General features: G+C 36.6%; 15 protein-coding genes. 4 read left to right on the plus strand and 11 right to left on the minus strand.

Translation table 11 applies throughout. From position 1 onward, the window contains the following. Window positions 1-12 precede the first annotated feature (12 nt). The 10 genes from JJQ60_RS02195 to JJQ60_RS02235 all read right to left on the minus strand — a co-directional run bounded on the left by JJQ60_RS02195 (window position 13) and on the right by JJQ60_RS02235 (window position 11846). Window positions 13-429 carry a Fur family transcriptional regulator gene (locus JJQ60_RS02195; RefSeq protein ID WP_126160965.1) on the minus strand — a complete coding sequence of 139 codons (417 nt, stop codon included), beginning with the start codon at window positions 427-429 and terminating at the stop codon, window positions 13-15. After that, window positions 429-1064, minus strand: a complete 636-nt coding sequence (locus JJQ60_RS02200; protein ID WP_201916304.1) for a cation transporter — start codon at window positions 1062-1064, stop codon at window positions 429-431. Before JJQ60_RS02200 ends, JJQ60_RS02195 begins: the two co-directional genes overlap by 1 nt. Before the next feature lie 4 nt (window positions 1065-1068). Next, complete coding sequence (locus tag JJQ60_RS02205) at window positions 1069-2268, minus strand: efflux RND transporter periplasmic adaptor subunit (protein WP_126160963.1); 1200 nt, start codon at window positions 2266-2268, stop codon at window positions 1069-1071. Then, entirely contained in the window at window positions 2268-6611 is a 4344-nt protein-coding gene (locus tag JJQ60_RS02210) for a CusA/CzcA family heavy metal efflux RND transporter (RefSeq protein WP_201916305.1), read from the minus strand. The genes JJQ60_RS02205 and JJQ60_RS02210 overlap by 1 nt, the downstream gene beginning before the upstream one ends. A gap of 124 nt (window positions 6612-6735) precedes the next feature. Beyond that, window positions 6736-7044 (minus strand): DUF6660 family protein, encoded by a 309-nt coding sequence (locus JJQ60_RS22245; protein ID WP_317193978.1) that lies wholly within the window; start codon window positions 7042-7044, stop codon window positions 6736-6738. 51 nt (window positions 7045-7095) lie between these two features. Further along, window positions 7096-7668, minus strand: a complete 573-nt coding sequence (locus JJQ60_RS02215; protein ID WP_236669016.1) for a hypothetical protein — start codon at window positions 7666-7668, stop codon at window positions 7096-7098. A gap of 134 nt (window positions 7669-7802) precedes the next feature. Beyond that, complete coding sequence (locus JJQ60_RS02220; RefSeq protein ID WP_126160958.1) at window positions 7803-8579, minus strand: hypothetical protein; 777 nt, start codon at window positions 8577-8579, stop codon at window positions 7803-7805. 3 nt (window positions 8580-8582) lie between these two features. Further along, entirely contained in the window at window positions 8583-9488 is a 906-nt protein-coding gene (locus JJQ60_RS02225) for a hypothetical protein (protein WP_201916307.1), read from the minus strand. Between the two features lie 92 nt (window positions 9489-9580). Then, window positions 9581-10786 carry a site-specific integrase gene (locus JJQ60_RS02230; protein WP_201916308.1) on the minus strand — a complete coding sequence of 402 codons (1206 nt, stop codon included), beginning with the start codon at window positions 10784-10786 and terminating at the stop codon, window positions 9581-9583. Window positions 10787-11291: 505 nt separating this feature from the next. Continuing rightward, window positions 11292-11846: a transposase gene (locus JJQ60_RS02235; protein WP_236669017.1), complete on the minus strand. Its 555-nt coding sequence runs from the start codon at window positions 11844-11846 to the stop codon at window positions 11292-11294. Between the two features lie 197 nt (window positions 11847-12043). On the opposite strand from JJQ60_RS02235, the gene JJQ60_RS02240 reads away from it, so the two are divergent. From JJQ60_RS02240 to JJQ60_RS02255, 4 genes are all read left to right on the plus strand, one after another. Continuing rightward, window positions 12044-12220, plus strand: coding sequence for a hypothetical protein (locus JJQ60_RS02240; RefSeq protein ID WP_201916309.1), 177 nt, complete (start codon window positions 12044-12046; stop codon window positions 12218-12220). A gap of 184 nt (window positions 12221-12404) precedes the next feature. Beyond that, entirely contained in the window at window positions 12405-13058 is a 654-nt protein-coding gene (locus JJQ60_RS02245) for a hypothetical protein (RefSeq protein ID WP_201916310.1), read from the plus strand. A gap of 331 nt (window positions 13059-13389) precedes the next feature. Next, entirely contained in the window at window positions 13390-14385 is a 996-nt protein-coding gene (locus tag JJQ60_RS02250; protein ID WP_201916311.1) for a sensor histidine kinase, read from the plus strand. Window positions 14386-14390: 5 nt separating this feature from the next. Further along, a complete protein-coding gene (locus JJQ60_RS02255; protein ID WP_201916312.1) occupies window positions 14391-15152 on the plus strand; it encodes a LytR/AlgR family response regulator transcription factor in 762 nt (253 codons plus the stop codon). 22 nt (window positions 15153-15174) lie between these two features. On the opposite strand, the gene ccsA is transcribed toward JJQ60_RS02255, so the two are convergent. Beyond that, a complete protein-coding gene (gene ccsA / locus JJQ60_RS02260) occupies window positions 15175-18318 on the minus strand; it encodes a cytochrome c biogenesis protein (RefSeq protein ID WP_236669018.1) in 3144 nt (1047 codons plus the stop codon). Between the last annotated feature and the right edge of the window lies 1 nt (window position 18319).

Consider the following 18319-nt stretch of genomic DNA (forward strand, 5'->3'; position numbering starts at 1 on the left):
ACGGAAGTGCATTTATTGCCCGCTACACTTTTCGCAAATACCTTTTATAACCAAGTTAGCATCCTCAGCCACATATCCATCTGGTAGATTAACCTGCGGTATCTTATGTTCTGTAAGACATACGGTTTCATCGCAGTTGTTGCAATGAAAATGCAGGTGTAAATCTTGTTCGATTTCACAATTGCACCCAGGTTCACAAAGCGCATATTTTGAAATATTAGTGCCATCGTCTATTTGGTGCACGATTCCTTTTTCTTCAAAAGTTTTTAAGGTTCGATAGAGCGTAGTTCTGTCCGCTTTCGCGAAAGCGTTCTCAATGTCTGTTAATGCAACAGCAATTTCTTTCTCGGCCATATACTTATAAATCAAAATGCGCATAGCCGTAGGACGCACACTTTTGTTTTCCAATGTTTTTTCTATTTCTTTCATTATTTATCAAGATTCTTTTTAATGTTTTTTGCTTTGGTAAAGGCTTCCCAGCCTTCTTTTGCCGCATAGGGGACAATTAATAATGCCGCAACAGGGTCGGCCCACCACCAGCCCAACAATTTCACGAGCAGCAGACCCAATAGGACTACCACGGTTTGGTACAGGCAGATAAAAGTGTCCTTGGCATCCGCTAACAGCGCGGGACTATCCAGTTTATTTCCATAGTTCCTTTTGTAGTAAATCAAAATGGGATTTACAACCAATGATACCATAAGTATCACAATGCCAATCGTGGACCAGGAAGCCGTTTCTTGACTAATCAGTTTTGATATGGAATCATAGGATATGAAGGCACAGATAAGCGCAAAGGATATCGCAATGACGTAGAGCGTTATCATTTTTCTTTTCTCTACACGCCTTTCATCAATGCCTTTGATTTCGCCGTGCAACCGCCAGCCCAATGTTCCGGCACTTATCACCTCGATGGTGCTATCAAGACCCCAACCTATCAAAGCCGAGCTGTTTGCTGTAAATCCTGCGATAAGCGATACAACCACTTCGATGACATCATAGATGACATTCCAGATTTGAAGTGTGCGTGCTTCCTTTAAATTTTGTTTTCTCTCGTTTTCCATACGATTAGTGGCTATGTTCCGCTTCGCCTTTTTTCATTTCTGCCATTAAATAGTAAGCATTGTTAAAAGCATACTTCACATTCGATTTTTGTTCTGTTAGAAAATCAATGGGAATCCATTCACCATCTTGAGCCCCTTTTGTTACTTCATTAGGTGTAAAAGACCAGTCATCACCTTCCTTTTCAACTAAAAACACAAAAAATCGGTTACCATCAGCGGCTATGGCACTTTCGGGTATCGCCAACGTCTTATTGTTGTCCGTTTGTATGCGCCCTTGGATGTACATTCCGGGTATCAGGTTGCCTTCCTTGTTCTCAATTTCTGCGTGCACGTGTATTGCTTTCGGGTTCTGCTCAAAAGTCTTTCCTACGGAATAGATTTCAGCAGTAAGTTCCTTCCCTGGAATGGATTGAACATTGAACGTCACTTTCTGACCTTCTTTAACCTTATAGACATCCTTTTCAAAGACCATCAAATCTGCGTGAACGTGATGTGTGTCCACGATTTCCATTAGGTCTGTCTGCGGTTCTACATACTGCCCTGTTTTGACCTCTACCTTTTGTACAAATCCTTCTATGGGACTTCGCAGTGCAACACGCTGGTAAATCGTTCCGTTTCTTACGCCCGATGCACTAACATTTAGCTGTTGCAGTTGGGCTTCAAGACCATTTGCCATACTTCGGGATGCTTGGTATTCGGCTTCTGCCTTTTGAAAATTAGCACCGCTTCCTACACCTGCATCGTAGAGGGTTTTTTGTCGTTCAAATTCCTTCTTTAAAAATTGACTGTTGCTATACGCGTTCAGGTAGTCGGTCTGTTTTTGGATAATGTTGGGATGCGAGAGGTAAGCGACTGTTTGCCCTTTATTGACCTTATCACCTTCTATAACTTCTATAGAAACTACGTTTGCACCTACAACCGTTGTGATGGTTGCTTCGTTTTGTGGTGGGACTTCCAACTGGCCATTCGCTTCCACATACCCGCTCATATTTCGCATTTGTAAGGTGTCGATTTCCATTTGTAATGCATCAAACTGTTTTGCAGTAAGCATCACTTCTTCAGCATCGCCTTCTGTGTGGGCTTCTTCCGTTACAGGATTTCCCTCATTATTTTCAGCTGATTCTGATTTAGAATCACCACAAGAGGTCAACGCTAAGAGTATCGTCAATAATCCTATGTTTGTATATTTAGATAGATTTTTCATTATTGTTTGAAATATTGTAGTTCGAAAACTGATTTTAGATAATTGTCGAGCGCGTCCAGCGCATCCATTTCGGTATTTATGGCATCCCGTATGATTTGCGTGAACGCTGCATAGTCCACCGCGCCTTCCTTGTAGGCAAGCAGCGCACCTTTGCGTTGCTCTTCAGCAAGCGGCAAGGCTTTATCCCTATAAAATTGCCAGGATGCTTCCCATTTTTGATAGGATTGTACCGCCTGCTGATATTCAGATTGCAATTGGCGTTGTGTATAATCAGCATTAGTCCTTGCGATTTCGCTATCGATTTTAGCGGCCTTCGCTTGGCTACGTTCCGTTCCAGAAAATAAAGGAATGGAAATACCAGCTTGATAGCTGTAAAACCCGCTATTGCCGTTCACTCTTTGAAGTCCGCCCTGAAGATTAAACTTAGGAAGCAAGTCAGAACGGGCTGCATCATAATTTGCCTCAGCTTCATCAATTTGCTTTTGCGAAAGCTTCAGTTCGGGATGATTTTCTACTGTTGCGGGTATGCCCAATACGGCAACTTCACTTTCGTCAAGCGATTTGGGAACAGTATAGAAAATGTCCGAGACCAGCCATAAGTTGAGTTTTTGTAGGGCAATGTAATAATCGCTTTCAGCCTGTTGCAATTTATTGCTGATTTGCAAAGCTTGATTGGTCGCTGATGAATATTCCAATCGTGAAATGGCTTCCACCTCATAATTGAGCGCAATGGCTTTTTCAAATTGTGAATAGATAGAATCCAGCTCTCTGTACAGTTCAAATTTCTGCCGCTGCTGATAAGCTTGCGACCACGCCTTTTTCACTTCCTGTTCTATTTGAAGTTCAGAAAGGTCAAGAGCTGTTTCGGCCAAATCGATACGTTGCTTTTGCAGACGCTTTTTCGCACCGATGCCAAATAAGTTGATATTCTGTTGCCCTAAACCAACCAATGTATAAATACCCTGACCATCTGAAACTTCCTCGCCACCAGTAAACACTTGGGTGTTTCCAAAATCGTAAGCTGTGCCTTTAAGAGCAGTCTGTCTTTGTATTTCCAACTGTTTCGTTTTCAAGAGTGGATAGTTTTCCTTAGAAATTGCTACCGCTTTTTCCAATGAAATAATTGGTAGAGAATCATTCTGTGGAACTTGCTGTGCTTTCGCGAAAGTGGAAGTAAACAGCAAACAAACCACTGCCATAGCGGTAGCAAATTTTGGGTTCAATTTCGCTTTTCGTTCCGAACGTTTCTCAACCCATTGATAAAAAATGGGCAGTATAAAGAGCGTCAAGAGGGTGGAAGTTATCAATCCACCAATGACCACGGTTGCCAAGGGTCTTTGCACTTCGGCCCCTGCGGATGCTGAAATCGCCATAGGCAGGAAACCAAGAATGTCGGTAAAGGCAGTAAGCATAATAGGGCGGATCCTTCGTTTTGTGCCTTCCACTATGCGGTCTTTTAAATTGGTCACACCTTCTTCCTTCAATTCATTTAGACCGCTAATCATTACCAATCCATTCAGTACCGCCACACCAAAGAGCACGATAAAACCTACCCCTGCGGAAATGCTAAACGGCATATCCCTTAGCCACAGGGCAAACACACCGCCAATGGTCGCCATCGGGATGGCCAGATAAATCATCAAGGTTTGGGGAAAGGATTTTAGGGCGAAATAAATCAGAATGAAAATGAGCAATAAAGCAATTGGGACAACGGTCTGTAACTTATTGCTGGCACGTTCAAGGTTTTCAAAAGCACCACCATAACGAATGTAATAGCCTGCGGGTAGCTCAAATTGGGTTTCCAATTTATCCTGAATTTCTTCGACTACCGATTTAACATCACGGTCACGAATATTGATACCTACATACGTTCGTCTGTTTGTATTGTCCCGGCTTATTTGCATCGGGCCGGGTTCGTAGCTCACATTCGCAATTTCCCTTAGCGGAATTTGTGAACCATTGGGCAAATTGATAAATAGGTTTTGGATATCGGCAATGCTTTCCCTATTTTCTTTTTGCAGTCTTACTACCAAGTCAAATCGCTTTTCACCTTCGAAAATCACACCTGCCTTACCACCTGCGAAAGCAGCCTGTACCACACTATTGAGTTGGTTGATTTCCAGACCGTATTGTGCCAGTTTATTGCGGTTGTAGTCGATGGTAATTTGTGGCAGACCGTCTGTAGCCTCTACTTTCATATCGGCAACACCTGGAACGGTCGCAATAATTTTACCCATTTCTTCCGCTTTGCTTGCCAGAACATCTAAATCTTCCCCAAACAGTTTGATAGCAACATCTTCACGTACACCTGTAAGCAATTCATTAAAACGCATTTCTATGGGTTGGGTAAATTCATAATTGACACCGGGAACTATGCTTATGGCTTCCTTCATTTTTTCCACCAATTCATCTTTGCTCTCGGCAGATGTCCATTCATCACTTGGTTTTAAAATGACGAAAACATCTGCAATATCCATTGGCATAGGGTCGGTAGGTACATCGGCCACACCAATACGGCTGATGATAGTTTCTACTTCTGGAAATTCCGCTCTAACTATACGCTCTATTTTTGTTGTTGTCTCTATGGTTTCCGAAAGGGAACTTCCGGGTTTTAGGATGGCGTGAAACGCAATATCGCCTTCATCCAGCTGTGGGATGAATTCGCCGCCCATTCTGGTAAAGGCAAAAATGGCAACTACAAAAAGGGCAATGGCGATACCTATTACCAATTTTCCTTTTGCGAGCGATTTGGTCAACAGCGGTTCGTATTTTCTTTCAATCCAATGGACAAACTTATCGCCGTAAGACTTTTTTTCTGATTTTGGTGGTCTAAGGAATAATGCCGAAATCATTGGAACATAAGTCAAGCAAAGCAACATTGCGCCAATCATAGCAAAGATGAAGGTCAATGCCATAGGCTGAAACATCTTACCCTCAACACCTTCCAAAGCTAAAATTGGCAGGAAAACAATTAGAATGATGAGCTGGCCAAAGAAAGCGGCATTCATCATCTTTTTAGAAGCCTTTGCAGCGATTTCGTCCCTCGTTTCTGAACTCACAGCCTTCTTTTTAACCACATAAGAATACATTAGGAAAACAGTACTTTCCACAATGATGACAGCACCGTCCACGATGATTCCGAAGTCAATCGCCCCCAAACTCATAAGGTTTGCCCACACGTCGAATACGTTCATCAGTATAAATGCGAACAACAGCGATAGGGGAATGGTGGATGCTACTATTAGACCACCGCGCCAATTCCCTAAGAGCAAGACCAAAACAAAGATTACTATGAGGCCACCTTCCAATAGGTTTCCAGTTACTGTTCCCGTAGTTTCGGCAATCAATTCGCTACGGTCGAGGAAAGGTTTTATATTTACCCCATCTGGAAGGGATTGCTGTATTTGTTCCATCCGTTGGGTTACGTTTTCGATGACTTCGTTTGAATTTGCGCCTTTGAGCATCAAAATCATTCCGCCTACGGCTTCACCCTTACCATCTTTGGTCAGCGCACCATAGCGCACGGCGCTTCCTATATTCACGTTCCCTATATCTTTGATTTTTATAGGAATACCGTTGACCGTTTTTACGACCATATTTTCGATATCCGAAACGGTTCTGGCAAGACCTTCGCCACGTATAAAATTAGCTTGATGATTTCGCTCGATATAGGCACCGCCCGTATTCTGATTATTATTTTCCAAAGCTGAAAACACTTCAGATATTGTAATTCCGATGGCACGAAGTTCGTCAGGGTCAACCGCTACTTCGTATTGTTTTTTATTTCCGCCAAAAGCATTCACTTCCACAACGCCAGTAACCATTGCCATTTGTCTGCGAACTATCCAATCCTGAATGGTTCGTAGTTCTGTTGCTGTGTATTCACCTTGGTGTTCTTCATCGACTTCAAGGGTATATTGGTAGATTTCGCCCAGTCCCGTTGAAATGGGCCCCATAGACGGTTCGCCAAAACCCATCGGGATTTGTTCCTGTACCTCTGTCAGTTTTTCTGCAACAAGTTGTCTGGGTAAATATGTTCCTACATCATCGTCGAAGACAATAGTTACAACAGAAAGACCAAAGCGGGAAACCGAACGGATTTCCTTGACATTGGGCAGGTTACTCATAGCCACCTCGACAGGATAGGTTACAAATTGCTCGATATCCTCTGTCCCCAAATTGGGCGATTGTGTAATGACCTGTACCTGATTATTGGTAATATCTGGCACGGCATCAATAGGAACTTGGGTCATACTGTAAATGCCAGCACCAATTAATGCAAGCGTGAGCAGACCAATTATAAATTTGTTATTGATTGAAAAATCAATGATTTTATTAATCATAGATAAGGGTGTTAATTCAGTTTAAATTCTCTGTGGGCGCATTACAGAAATGCAACGCACTATTTTGACATATCCAAAATAAGGACACGTCAAAACAGGATATAGCTATCCTATGAAAACTGAATTATACCTGTGGGGGCTGTAAAAGGGAATGGGGAATATCTTTGCCAAGATTATCAAAATGGGCGAAAAATTCGTTTGGAATTGCAGGCTGTAGCGTTTCAAAAGCAACAAGCCCAAAATTTATAGTGTGAACGTGGCAGCAATGACATTGGCAGAAAGGCGAGCATAACTCGCAATCCTGGTCGTGTTCGCCATCAAAATCGATTACTGTAACAACTTGGGAATCAATTTCGTTATTCGCCGAGTCGCTACAAGGCACAGCATTAAGTGCCAAGAAGTAAAAGGATAATATGAATGCTATAAATTTCACAATACAAAGATAACAGAATTTTGATGCAATTGTGTTGCAAAGTATTCTATGTTATGTGTAAAGACCAGGAATATATGTTTTAGGTGTCAAAAAAGGTATGGTCAAACTCGCCTGAACAGTTTGATTGAAAACATAATTTTTAAAATCAGTAATTTCAAAAAAATCATTACGTGTAGGTTCAGAATTTAAGGCATAAACTAAACCAAATGGCGGATAGGTAATCTCGCCAAGAGTGTGAAATCCTTTTTCCGTTCTTGCCATTCCCCAACCATTTCTTACTTGCTTTGTAGCAGTATGATAGACAAAAACCCTTATATTTTCAGGAAGTGCCTGGGAATCTTTATCCAATAGAAATTTTGATAGCCCTTCTAAATTTAGAAGTTGGTCACTTGTATCAATCGACATAAACATAGACAAGACTTGCTTTAGTATGTTGAGAGGTTGAATGGCGTATTCAAAAGTTATAACCTTTGATGCCCAAATTCGATTTGTCAGCGCCATCATTCCCATATATGCAAACTTCTTATAGCTTTCGCCGTAGTAACTGCCTGTTAAGTTGTTGCAGGATTTGCAAAGATAATAGCCGCCAGCGCCTTGATTACTGCGAATTCGCTTTCCATACAAGGGACTTTTCTTATCGTGAAGATGTACTGATTTCTGAAAAAATACGGGGTTAGTGTTGAATGCACTCTGAGGCGGAACGTGCTCGAACGTTAGTTTGCCAAATTTGCCGCATATTCTGCAAGTACCCTCGCGTGTCAAGTAAGGCTTTGTATTTTTTCGGTTAGACCTTCATCTTGTTGTTTAGTTACAGCTTTACGTTCAACACGTAGTCCTAAGCCCTTGGTCTGATTAATATGGTTTGAAGTAAATTGATTTACGTGTGTATAGATGATACCTATATCACTATCTAACCGGCTGTCCCAATCAAATCCATAAAGTTCATCCAACCATTCAGTCGGTGTACTTCTAAACATTACATTCGGGTTTTTATAATGGCGGCCATCGTCCAGTAGTATAACCATAAGATAGACCCTACTAAAACCAATTTCACCATATCCATTAGCTTGTTGAGTCCCTTTTTTCTGTACGCTGTTTACCTTATTTATTTTTGGTGGTTTATTCTCTGAAGATTCTGACTTTACAATTTTACATTCTATACCAATGGTATTTTCTGGTTTCCCATCTTCAAAAAGAAGAATGTCAATATCGCCAGGCATTTTATTAGGTACTGTGACGGGCTCTTTAATACCGCAATGGTATTTTACAGAATTGGATGCGGGAAATAAGTTTTCAAATAGCATTTTTCGAAAATCGTTATTGTCCATAAGCCAATTAACGGTCGCATCTTCGCTCTCAAAAGTTCGTGTTACGCTAACATCTGGCTTAGGATTGTTTAAGAAAAAGGAAATAGTCGATTTATCATCAATACGCTGTCTGTCCGAAAACACAAATTGCGTTACCTCATATTCAGGTTGTTTATTTTTCTGAAATAGTTTTTTGAGTTTGTTCCTGAATCTTGCAAATAACTTCATAGATTAAAATGGCAATACCTGATTTGTAAATTCTTTGAATATTTCGCTGGCTAATGCTTTATCTAAGGCTTTGGCAGTTACCAAATCATACAACTTAGATTTTAATAGTTGACCGAAAGATTTTTTACTCAGCTTCGGAATATCATCCCTTAGCTCATCAAATTCATCAAAGATGATTTGTTGGCCAATTCCCAATTTCTTGACTTCTTTTAGAACACTTTCTATAAGTGCTTTCAGCTCTTCTTCAGAACTACTAATTTTTGAATAGTCTGTTACTTGGGCTTTTCTTGCCTGCTCTATAGCATATTTTCCTTCTAATGTAAGCCTGGCACCAGTATCCTTTGTGGTAATGGTATCAATAAGATTTCTGTTTTCAAGCATTTTGGCATAATCCCAATCTTCACCGTGATTATTTAAGTTCACGCCATTACCTTCAAGAATCCATTTAATGGAATGGTATTTTCTATCATCATACAGGTCGTAAAGTTTGGATAGAATAAGGTCGAGCTTGCCTTCTGTATCAAGGTTTTGTCGCTCTTCCAAGTCAATTTCATCATCACGAATTATAACATCAGAAATGAAGAGTATTTTCAGGTAATATTCGAGGCCATTGATTTCATCTTTTAGAGCTTGGATGACATTTTTAATTTTTTGGTCAATGCCTAACTTCATTCCCAGATTATAGCCTCTCTGGGCTTTGAATTCATAAGCGAAATTAAGGTGTTCTGGTTCGAAGGATTTTTTTACAAATTCTATCACATCATTTTCCCAAGACTGCTTTGAAGCTTTTAACTCGGCAAATTCTTCTTCAGTTCTTGAAGATTTATATTTTTCAACCAGATCTTCGCCCTCAATTATATATTTATCGATTTGACTTTTGAAATCTACCCATTTGACCTTTAAAACCATAAGCAAAAATTTTAGCTTATAAAGGTAGAAGAATGAAATTCTAAAATGTTAAAATTATTATGGAAGATGTTCACAGCTGGTAAACATTCTGCTTAAAAGTTTACTACACTGTCCAAAGCATCATCGGCATCTTTGTGGATAAAGTTTGCTTGGTATCTTATCGTTGTAGTTACAGAAGAGTGGCGATATAATTTTTGCAACATCTGTATCGGGATTTTGTCACCAGAAATATTTCCAAAGCTATGCCGAGCAATATGCATACTTATATTTTTCTGTATTCCGAGGCTTTTTGCTGCAATTTTTAATCGTCTGTTCAAATTGCGGGTAATGGATTGGGTTCTTTTTGATACTTCCTCGGTGTTATTTAGATTTACACCTTTCAGTTGAGGAAACACGAAGCCATTATAATTTGAGTTTTCCTTGTAATGATTGAAAATCTCGATGGCTTTATCAGGAATTTTGAGTGAAACCAGTTTACTGTTTTTGTTCATTCGGTAGAGTAGGCGCCCATCATTAAAATCTGACCACTTTAATTTTAAAACATCGCCAACGCGTATTCCAGCAAAGTAAAAACTGACAAGCCATATGTGAACGGCTTTCTGTTGGGCTTCAGTTAAACCCTCTGCATTCTCTAACTTTTGTATTTCATCAGCGCTAAATCCTATTTTTTGAGCCTCTGGGATTTTGATTGTCATTTTACCCTTTCCAAATGGATATAATCCTCTATCTGCAATTGATTCAGAAATTGCAAGATTGAATATCGTTCTAATAAGGATTAAATAATTCACGACTGTTCTGGGCGCAAGTTTTTTCTTGTGAAGCAGGAAAGTTTCAAACTTTTTAAGAACTGTTGAATTCAGTTTGTTGAACGGAAGAATATCTTTATCAAGAAATTCCTTGAACTTTTTTATTCGCCCAAGTTCAGTGTCATACTGATGATGTTTATTTCTGTTTTTTAAGTTTTGAAGGTGCATTTCAGCTACGGCAAAAAAATCAAGTCCCTTTGTAGCAATAATTTTCGTTTTAATATCCGATACGGTTTGATACTCTGGATTCATTTCAGATTTCAAAACCTTATCGTTGGCTTCTGCAACCTTGGTTGAAATAAAATTATTCAGCATCTTTGAATTAGGGTGCGATTTCCTAACATTGCGGTTTTTCTCGTCCCAAAATTTTTCATCTATATATTGACCTGTATTTAAGTAAGAACTTTTACGGTCTTTAGTTATGCGAATAGCAATAGGAAACCTTCCGGCTTTATTTTTCTTTTTTCTTAAAACCACTCTTACTGTTGCCATAATAATTACTTTTGGATTATAAAGATAATCATTTTAGGTACAACATAGGTACAACATTTGTTGGTTTTGTTTGATGTTATTTGCTGTCAAAATATATTAAATCATATATAAAACATTGATGTATAGCGTTTTTAAGTTAAATTGATATTATAGTATCAAAAACTCATAACCCGAAGGTCACAGGTTCGAGTCCTGTTCCCGCTACTAGGAAAGGTTAAAGCATTTATTTTTAATGTTTTAGCCTTTTTTAATTTTGTAATATTTCATCTATTTTTCCTTCATAATTGTGAACCTTTCATGTAACTCTCCCGAAGGTTTCAAATACATTATTTAAGATAATAATCAGGTTAACTTTTTTATTATAAGTGATTTAGGATGCTTTTAAATACAAACGTGTTTTTTGAAGTACCTAAACGAAGTACCTGTTTTTGTAGTTTTTATATCTGAAAATGACTCTCTTAATTGTGAAGATAGTTTAAAAATGGATCAAGCCTAAATGTTGTGTTTAGGCAAATATTCTTGTTAATCTAAAAAGGAAGAATTCTACATTTTTGACTCCTCTGAATTGTGCTCTAAATGCTTTTATCTTAGCATTGAATGATTCTGCTGAAGCATTTGTACTTCTGTTTATAAAATAATTTAAGATAGATCTATTGTTTAGCGTTATCGTATTAGCGATGGTATTAAAAGCCTTAAACTCTGTTTGCTCTACATCTTTATAAAAAGTATGTAACTTCCCAATTATTCTCCCGAAGGTCACAACTATCAATTTTATATCGAAAATTAAATTCAAATTACTGATTATTAAATAGTTATTGGTGATTTTAGAGAAAAGCTTTGTTGGTGTTTTGAATTTGGGAGAGAGGTTGGGAGAGAGGTTTTTGGTGTCATCATCCTTAAAAACCCTAAAAGTATTGGAGTTCCCTTGAGGATTGAGTCTGATTTCTTTGTTAATTTTAATCCTCAATACTACAGAATCAGGTTTAACTTTAACCTCCCTTTCTCCAACTACGGTTATTAGAAGAATATTCTCAAGTTGAGCAAATCCAGAATTACTCATTAAAATTGTAGTAGCAATGCGCCTTGTTTTTTAGTTTTCTAATGCATTTAGGTCTCTAATATATTTCACCATCAAGTAGAGCCGTTTCACTTTCCTTTTTAGAAGCTTCACACAGAAAACCTCTAATATACAACTCATCCAAAGTTAGATTTGTACAAGAAAACAAGGATAAATATAACATCTAATAAAGTACAAATATGGAAACGGCACCTTTAAAAATAATAAGAAATAATAAAAATAGATTCGATGTAACAGATGTTTCTCAAGAAGTAAATGTTGAAATACCGATTCAAAAATTCAGAAAATGGTTGATACAATTTTTTATTGGACTCGAGCAATGGGGATCTGCTGCAGCTAAGGCGATTAGAAAATAAATCACTTAAGAAAATTAATTAAAAGTATAATAAAATGAAAATAATACAATCAATCCTAGGAAAGCTTTCTAAAAACTTTTGGAATAGTATAGTTAGAAAAAAGGGATATGGAAACCAAAAAGAGTTTCTGCCTTTACACAAGCAAGAAGAAGTTTTTTTATTCATCTAAAAAACATAACAAATTATGAAAACAATAAAAAAAATGATAGGAATATTCATGGTGTTGATACTCTTATCAAGCTGTTCGTCAGTAAGAATAACAGATTCCTGGAGAAATCTTGAAGTGCCAGAGATAAAAGACAAAAAAGTGATGATAGTTAGTAAAACAGATGATCAAACGGTTAGAATACGTTTTGAAAAGGATTTAGTTGAAAATTTAAACAAAAAAGGATACCAATCGGTCGAAAGTTATGTTGTTTTCCCAAACTCATCCCCAACCAAAGAATTAAGCAAATCCGAAACATTAGAAATAAAAGAAAAGCTTAAAAATTATGGTATAGATGTAGTAATAGTTACTGTGCTAAAACATAGTGAAGAGTATACTAAAACAACTAATAAGAACAATTCCTTTCATACAGTGTACCCGTCATATTACGGATTAGGATATTATAGAGGATTTTATAGATACTACGGAACAATATATGTAGACTCTGATCCGGTCACTGTAATAACAGAGAATGTTAAAAAATATACGTTAGAAACAGTAGTATATGATCTTACACAACCAAAAGAGAAACAATTGTTATCGGTAATTACAACAGAGATTGATGATCCACAAACCCTTGGGACAGTATCGATAGATTTCTCTAAAAAGGTAGTTAAAGAATTGAATAAGTAATTTGTTTTTTAATAATAGAGTTTGGTTGATGACTGGCAGTCGGGAATTTAGTAGATATTTTCGGCTGCCTTTTTAAATAATTAGTATAGAACCAATTCGAAGTATGCTAAAAAAATATTGATTTAAAGAAGTGGAGAGCCCCCCATATCTTCACTTCTACATAGAAGCCTCCAATTCCCTTGCGGAGGCTTCTTCTTATTATGAAACAAATAATAAAAACATGAACATAGTTAATAATCATATGATCAGTATAATTTTACGTAAATTTAACAAGTACGAATCAAAGAATACGCTATTTATATTGAGGGCTAGGAAAATAAAACACATTGTGATGTTAAGGGTGTCACTGCTTATTGCAGCCCTTATTAGCTTACCACGTACATTGACATTATTTGATCTAAACCAGAAATTATTTGATTCTTTCTCAGAAGTTTCATTTCGAGATATAATCATTCGCTTTTTGTTTCTTTTTATAATGTCGTTAGTTTCATTAGAACTTAATACCAATTGGAAGCGTATATATTCTCAGTATTCTATTTTCGTAAGAACGAGTTTAACCATCGTATTAAATACAATGCTGTTTTTAGGCATAGTTCAGTTATTTGTTTTGATCTATCCTCTAGCAGTAAGACAAGTTTTATTGGAGTCAGAAATAGGGTTTACGTACTTCGTCTATTTTGTAGTTTTAGTGATTACTATTTTTATCACGAGAATTCTTAAATATCAAATGATACATCATGCAGATCTTTTAGAAAATGAAAAACTAAAGCAACAAAATCTTCAGAAAGAATTAACAGCGCTAAAAAATCAAATCAATCCTCATTTTCTTTTTAATTCTTTAAACTCATTAAATTCAATAGTACGTGATAATAAAAATGCAACAGAGTTTATAAAAAAGCTATCCTTTATGTATCGATATATATTACAGAGTGGAGAAAGAGATCTGGTCTCTTTACAAGAGGAGCTTAAATTTTTAGACAGCTATGTTCATTTGGTAAAAACTAGGTATCAGGATCGTTTTATAATAGATATAACAATAGATGAAAAGCACTTACAAAAAGAAATACCTCCGTTAGCATTACAACTATTGGTAGAAAACGCTGTAAAACATAATGAGATTTCGAAAAAGAATCCTTTGCAGGTAAACATATACTCAAAAGAAGAAATTATTTATGTCGAAAATGAAATACGATTAAGAACTTCGTTTGTGGATAGTACTGGTAATGGATTAATAAATTTAGATAAACGATATTTTTTACTACAAAAGCAACACATCAGTATTAGTAATAAAAAGAATATATTTAGAGTAAAACTACCTTTAAATTAATGAAAATGAAAGTAGTCATTGTTGAGGACGAAATAACAGCAAGTGATCAACTCACTTTTTTACTAAATGCTATAGATCCCAATATCGAAGTATTGAAAGTTTTAGATTCTGTAAAAGCAACGATCGATTATTTTTCTGGTACTCATGAAGCATCCCTTATTTTTATGGATATTCATTTGGCAGATGGTATTTCTTTTGAAATTTTTGAACAAGTCAAAATTGAAACTCCTATTGTTTTTACAACAGCTTATGATCAATATGCAATTAAAGCCTTCAAAGTAAATAGTATAGATTATTTATTAAAACCTATTGATGAAGATGAATTGTCAGAAGCTATTCAAAAATTTAAAAACAGCGCTGACGCAGAGGGTTCTTTAAATAATCAAATTCATGGGATGCTACAATTACTTCAAGCTAAAACAAAACCTCATAAAACCACATATCTGGTACTTCATCGAGATGATTTGATTCCTATAAAAACCGAAAATATTGCCTATTTCTATATAGACACAGGTGTTGTGAAGGCGATTACCTCGGAAAATAAAGTATACAACATTGATAAAAAACTAGAAGATATTGAGGATGAACTAAACCCAGAGGTTTTTAACAGGGTGAATAGGCAATTTATAATAAATAGAAATGCTATAGAGAATATTAAACAATATTTTAATGGGAAATTGATTGTCAATATAAGTCCTGTTTCAAAAGAACGTATTGTAGTAAGCAAAGCCAAAGCCACTGGGTTCAAGAAATGGGTGGATTTATAATTTGTTCTCTATTGTAGCACAACTAAGCTTGCTTATAGCTTCCTTTTTTATTCCTGAAATACGCTGTTACTGCAATAAGTATCATCAATAATGCCAATACATAAACTAAAGAAGGAATAGGTATTGGATCTCCAGCTGCATAACTATGAAGCCCTGATAAATAATAATTTACGCCAAAAGAGGTCATAATAATCGACCAAAAAGCAAATGTACTGGCTACATTCAATACATATCTATTTTGCAACCTCGGAATGAATCGTAGATGTAACACCACTGCATATACGATAATACTTATCAATGCCCAGGTTTCTTTGGGATCCCACGCCCAGTAACGTCCCCAAGACTCATTTGCCCATACACCGCCTAAAAATGTTCCTACTGCCAATATAAACAAACCAATGGTCATAGATATTTCATTAATATAAGTAAGTTCTTTAATACGTATATCAATAGGAGTCTTTGTTTTATCAGTTTTGATAATCATCAAGATAAGCGCCATCAGCCCCAAAATAGCAGATAAAGCCAATGGCGCATAACTGCTAATAATAGTTGCTACATGTACTTTTAACCAAAAGGAGGATTTAAGAACAGGCATCAAGTTAGTGATCTCAGGGTTTAACCAATCCAGATAACTTACAAATAATAATGCACCAGAAAACAAAGTAGCTAATGGCAATGCAAAATCTGATTTTCTAAAAGTCAATAGCCCACAAAGCATCAACACCCACGATACAAAAACCAGCATCTCATACCCATTACTCCAGGGTGCGTGCTGCGCCACATACCATCTTAATAATATGTTTCCTGTGAATATCAAGAAGCAAATTAGCGATAGGATTATCAATATGTTCCATAGCAATTCAATAGATTTTTTTTGAATAAAAATTTTGGTAATTGCGATTACTAATAATATAAAACCCAAAGTAAAAAATACCTGAAACAACCAAAAATTAAGATTCAACTCGTTATACCATAACTCTGCAGCAACTCTTTCATCATTTGGTATAATAGCTGCACCCAGTACATTTTGATACGTCTTTATATATGAAAGCTTCTCTGTTGCTGCATCCCAATTCTTTGAAATCACATCCTGAAAATAGGAAGGAACAATGGATTGTACAAACTTGCCGTCTTCGGCAGGGAAATCCCTAAAATGATAGGTATAACTATACCAAGTGTTATTCTTGTCATTACTATTAGGAAAAACCTTTAAATAGTTTCCACTAAAAACATTGTACAATATATTGAAACGTTCATCTACTTTTATTACTTCCTTATCAAATTCATTACGCTCTGCCGGTTTCTTAAGATTTGCTTTTTCGACCGCTTCGGTCAAGATATAAGCTCCTTTTTCGTCTAACAGCTCATTAAATGGAACCAGACCATCTTCACTTAGTACTAAAGGCTTAAATAATACTCCTCCTTTTTTTTGATCTATCTTAATCAAAGGGATTTGTTGCCATGCATTTGGATTTACGTGCATCGCTAAAAATGCTTGATTAGCATCTAAACGTATGTTTGATCCATTGTTTGAATACTTGAAATAAGGTTTTCTAGATATCTTTCTCAAAAACTCAGAAGCAAGTGTATTTATGGGTTTGATTCGTCCATCTAGATCTTGTACCATCAATCGACCAAAGAGTTCGGCGTGATACGCATCAATCTGTTGTTCCGCTACAAGTTGTTGTTCTTTAGTCGACTCAGTTATATTCCCTTTGCAGAAAGTAGATATAAACAAAAAAAGTAATAATGGAACAATTTGACGTTGTTTTAGTTTTTTTAATTTTTGATTGATCAATCGAAATCTTGAGTTTTTTCCAAATAATGTAAAAAACATCCCCAATCCCATTAGGAAATATCCCAGGTAAGTAATCCAGGTTCCAGCAGCATCATGACTAACAGAAAGTACGGTTCCTAATTCATCGGTATCATAGCTTGCCTGAAAAAATCGATAGCCTTGATAATCCAGCACATTGTTCATGAAGATTCGATATGGTATCTCTTTTTTATTGTCAATAATGGTTACTTCACTCGCATATGCAGAAGGGCTTGTAGAACCAGGATAACGTTCTAATTGAAAATCATTAAGATGTAACGAAAAAGGAACCTCTTGTGCTTGTGCTCCATAAGAGAGCTGTATCGTTAATCCATTTAATTCGAGTTGATGTGTTGTAGGTAAAAAACCTTCTCGATATAATAATGAGGATTCTTCTATCTGATCATTGACCTTAACATTCACAATTAGTGCATCATCTTTGCCCCTATCATTATCCTTTGGTTTTTCGGATTCACTAACTAGTTCTATAGTGGCGCTAGGATGAAAAGACAGCGGTACAAAAGAAGCATCACCATCACGATATAACGTACGTAGAGTTAACCGTTGTAGACTATCTTTCTTAATTTTTCCAGCAGTTTGAGAGGCCATAATAAAGAAATCAAGATCTCGTGGGGATAGCACACTAAAATCACCATCTTTCTCTATAATATTGATAACTCCTTCTTCTTTGGCATTATATCCAACTCTATGATGGTGCTTTCCGATACTTTCGACTTCGCCTTTTTCCAAAAATACCGTTTGCCTTCCGTTTCCAGACGATACAACTAGTTGTAAGAGTGCTTTTCCACCTTCAACATCATCCACTATTTCTGGTACAGCGTCTGCGACAAATTTGCTATGAGATATGCGTATAGGTATATTATCAAAATCTGTTTCTATCGTAAAATCATTATCACTGATTGGAGAGAAACTCAATTGTTTTCGAATTACCTTTGTCTTGTTTCCATCAGAAATTTGTGCTAGCAAATAATTCTGATCTGAAATTATAATGTTTGAAGCGTTTCCTTCTCTAATACGCATAATACCGCTATAAGAAGAATGTCGCGTTATTCCGGCACCTATTAAAATAACTATAAATGCCACGTGAAACAAAAGAATTGGCCACTTCTCTTTTCTCCAAAGTTTATATTTATAAATATTAGTACCAAAACAGATACCAAGTCCTATCATAACGAGTTCAAACCACCAGGCATCGTAGATAATTTTCCAGGCGGTAGCGGTACCAAAATCATTTTCTACAAAAGTAGCAGTAGCCATTGCGATTGCAAAAAGCAGTAATAATAGAACAGCCAATATAGGTGAGGAAAAAAAACGATATAATTTGTGCATT

Source organism: Aquimarina mytili (genome assembly GCF_016735115.1).
In the GTDB taxonomy this organism is placed as follows: Bacteria; Bacteroidota; Bacteroidia; order Flavobacteriales; family Flavobacteriaceae; genus Aquimarina; species Aquimarina mytili.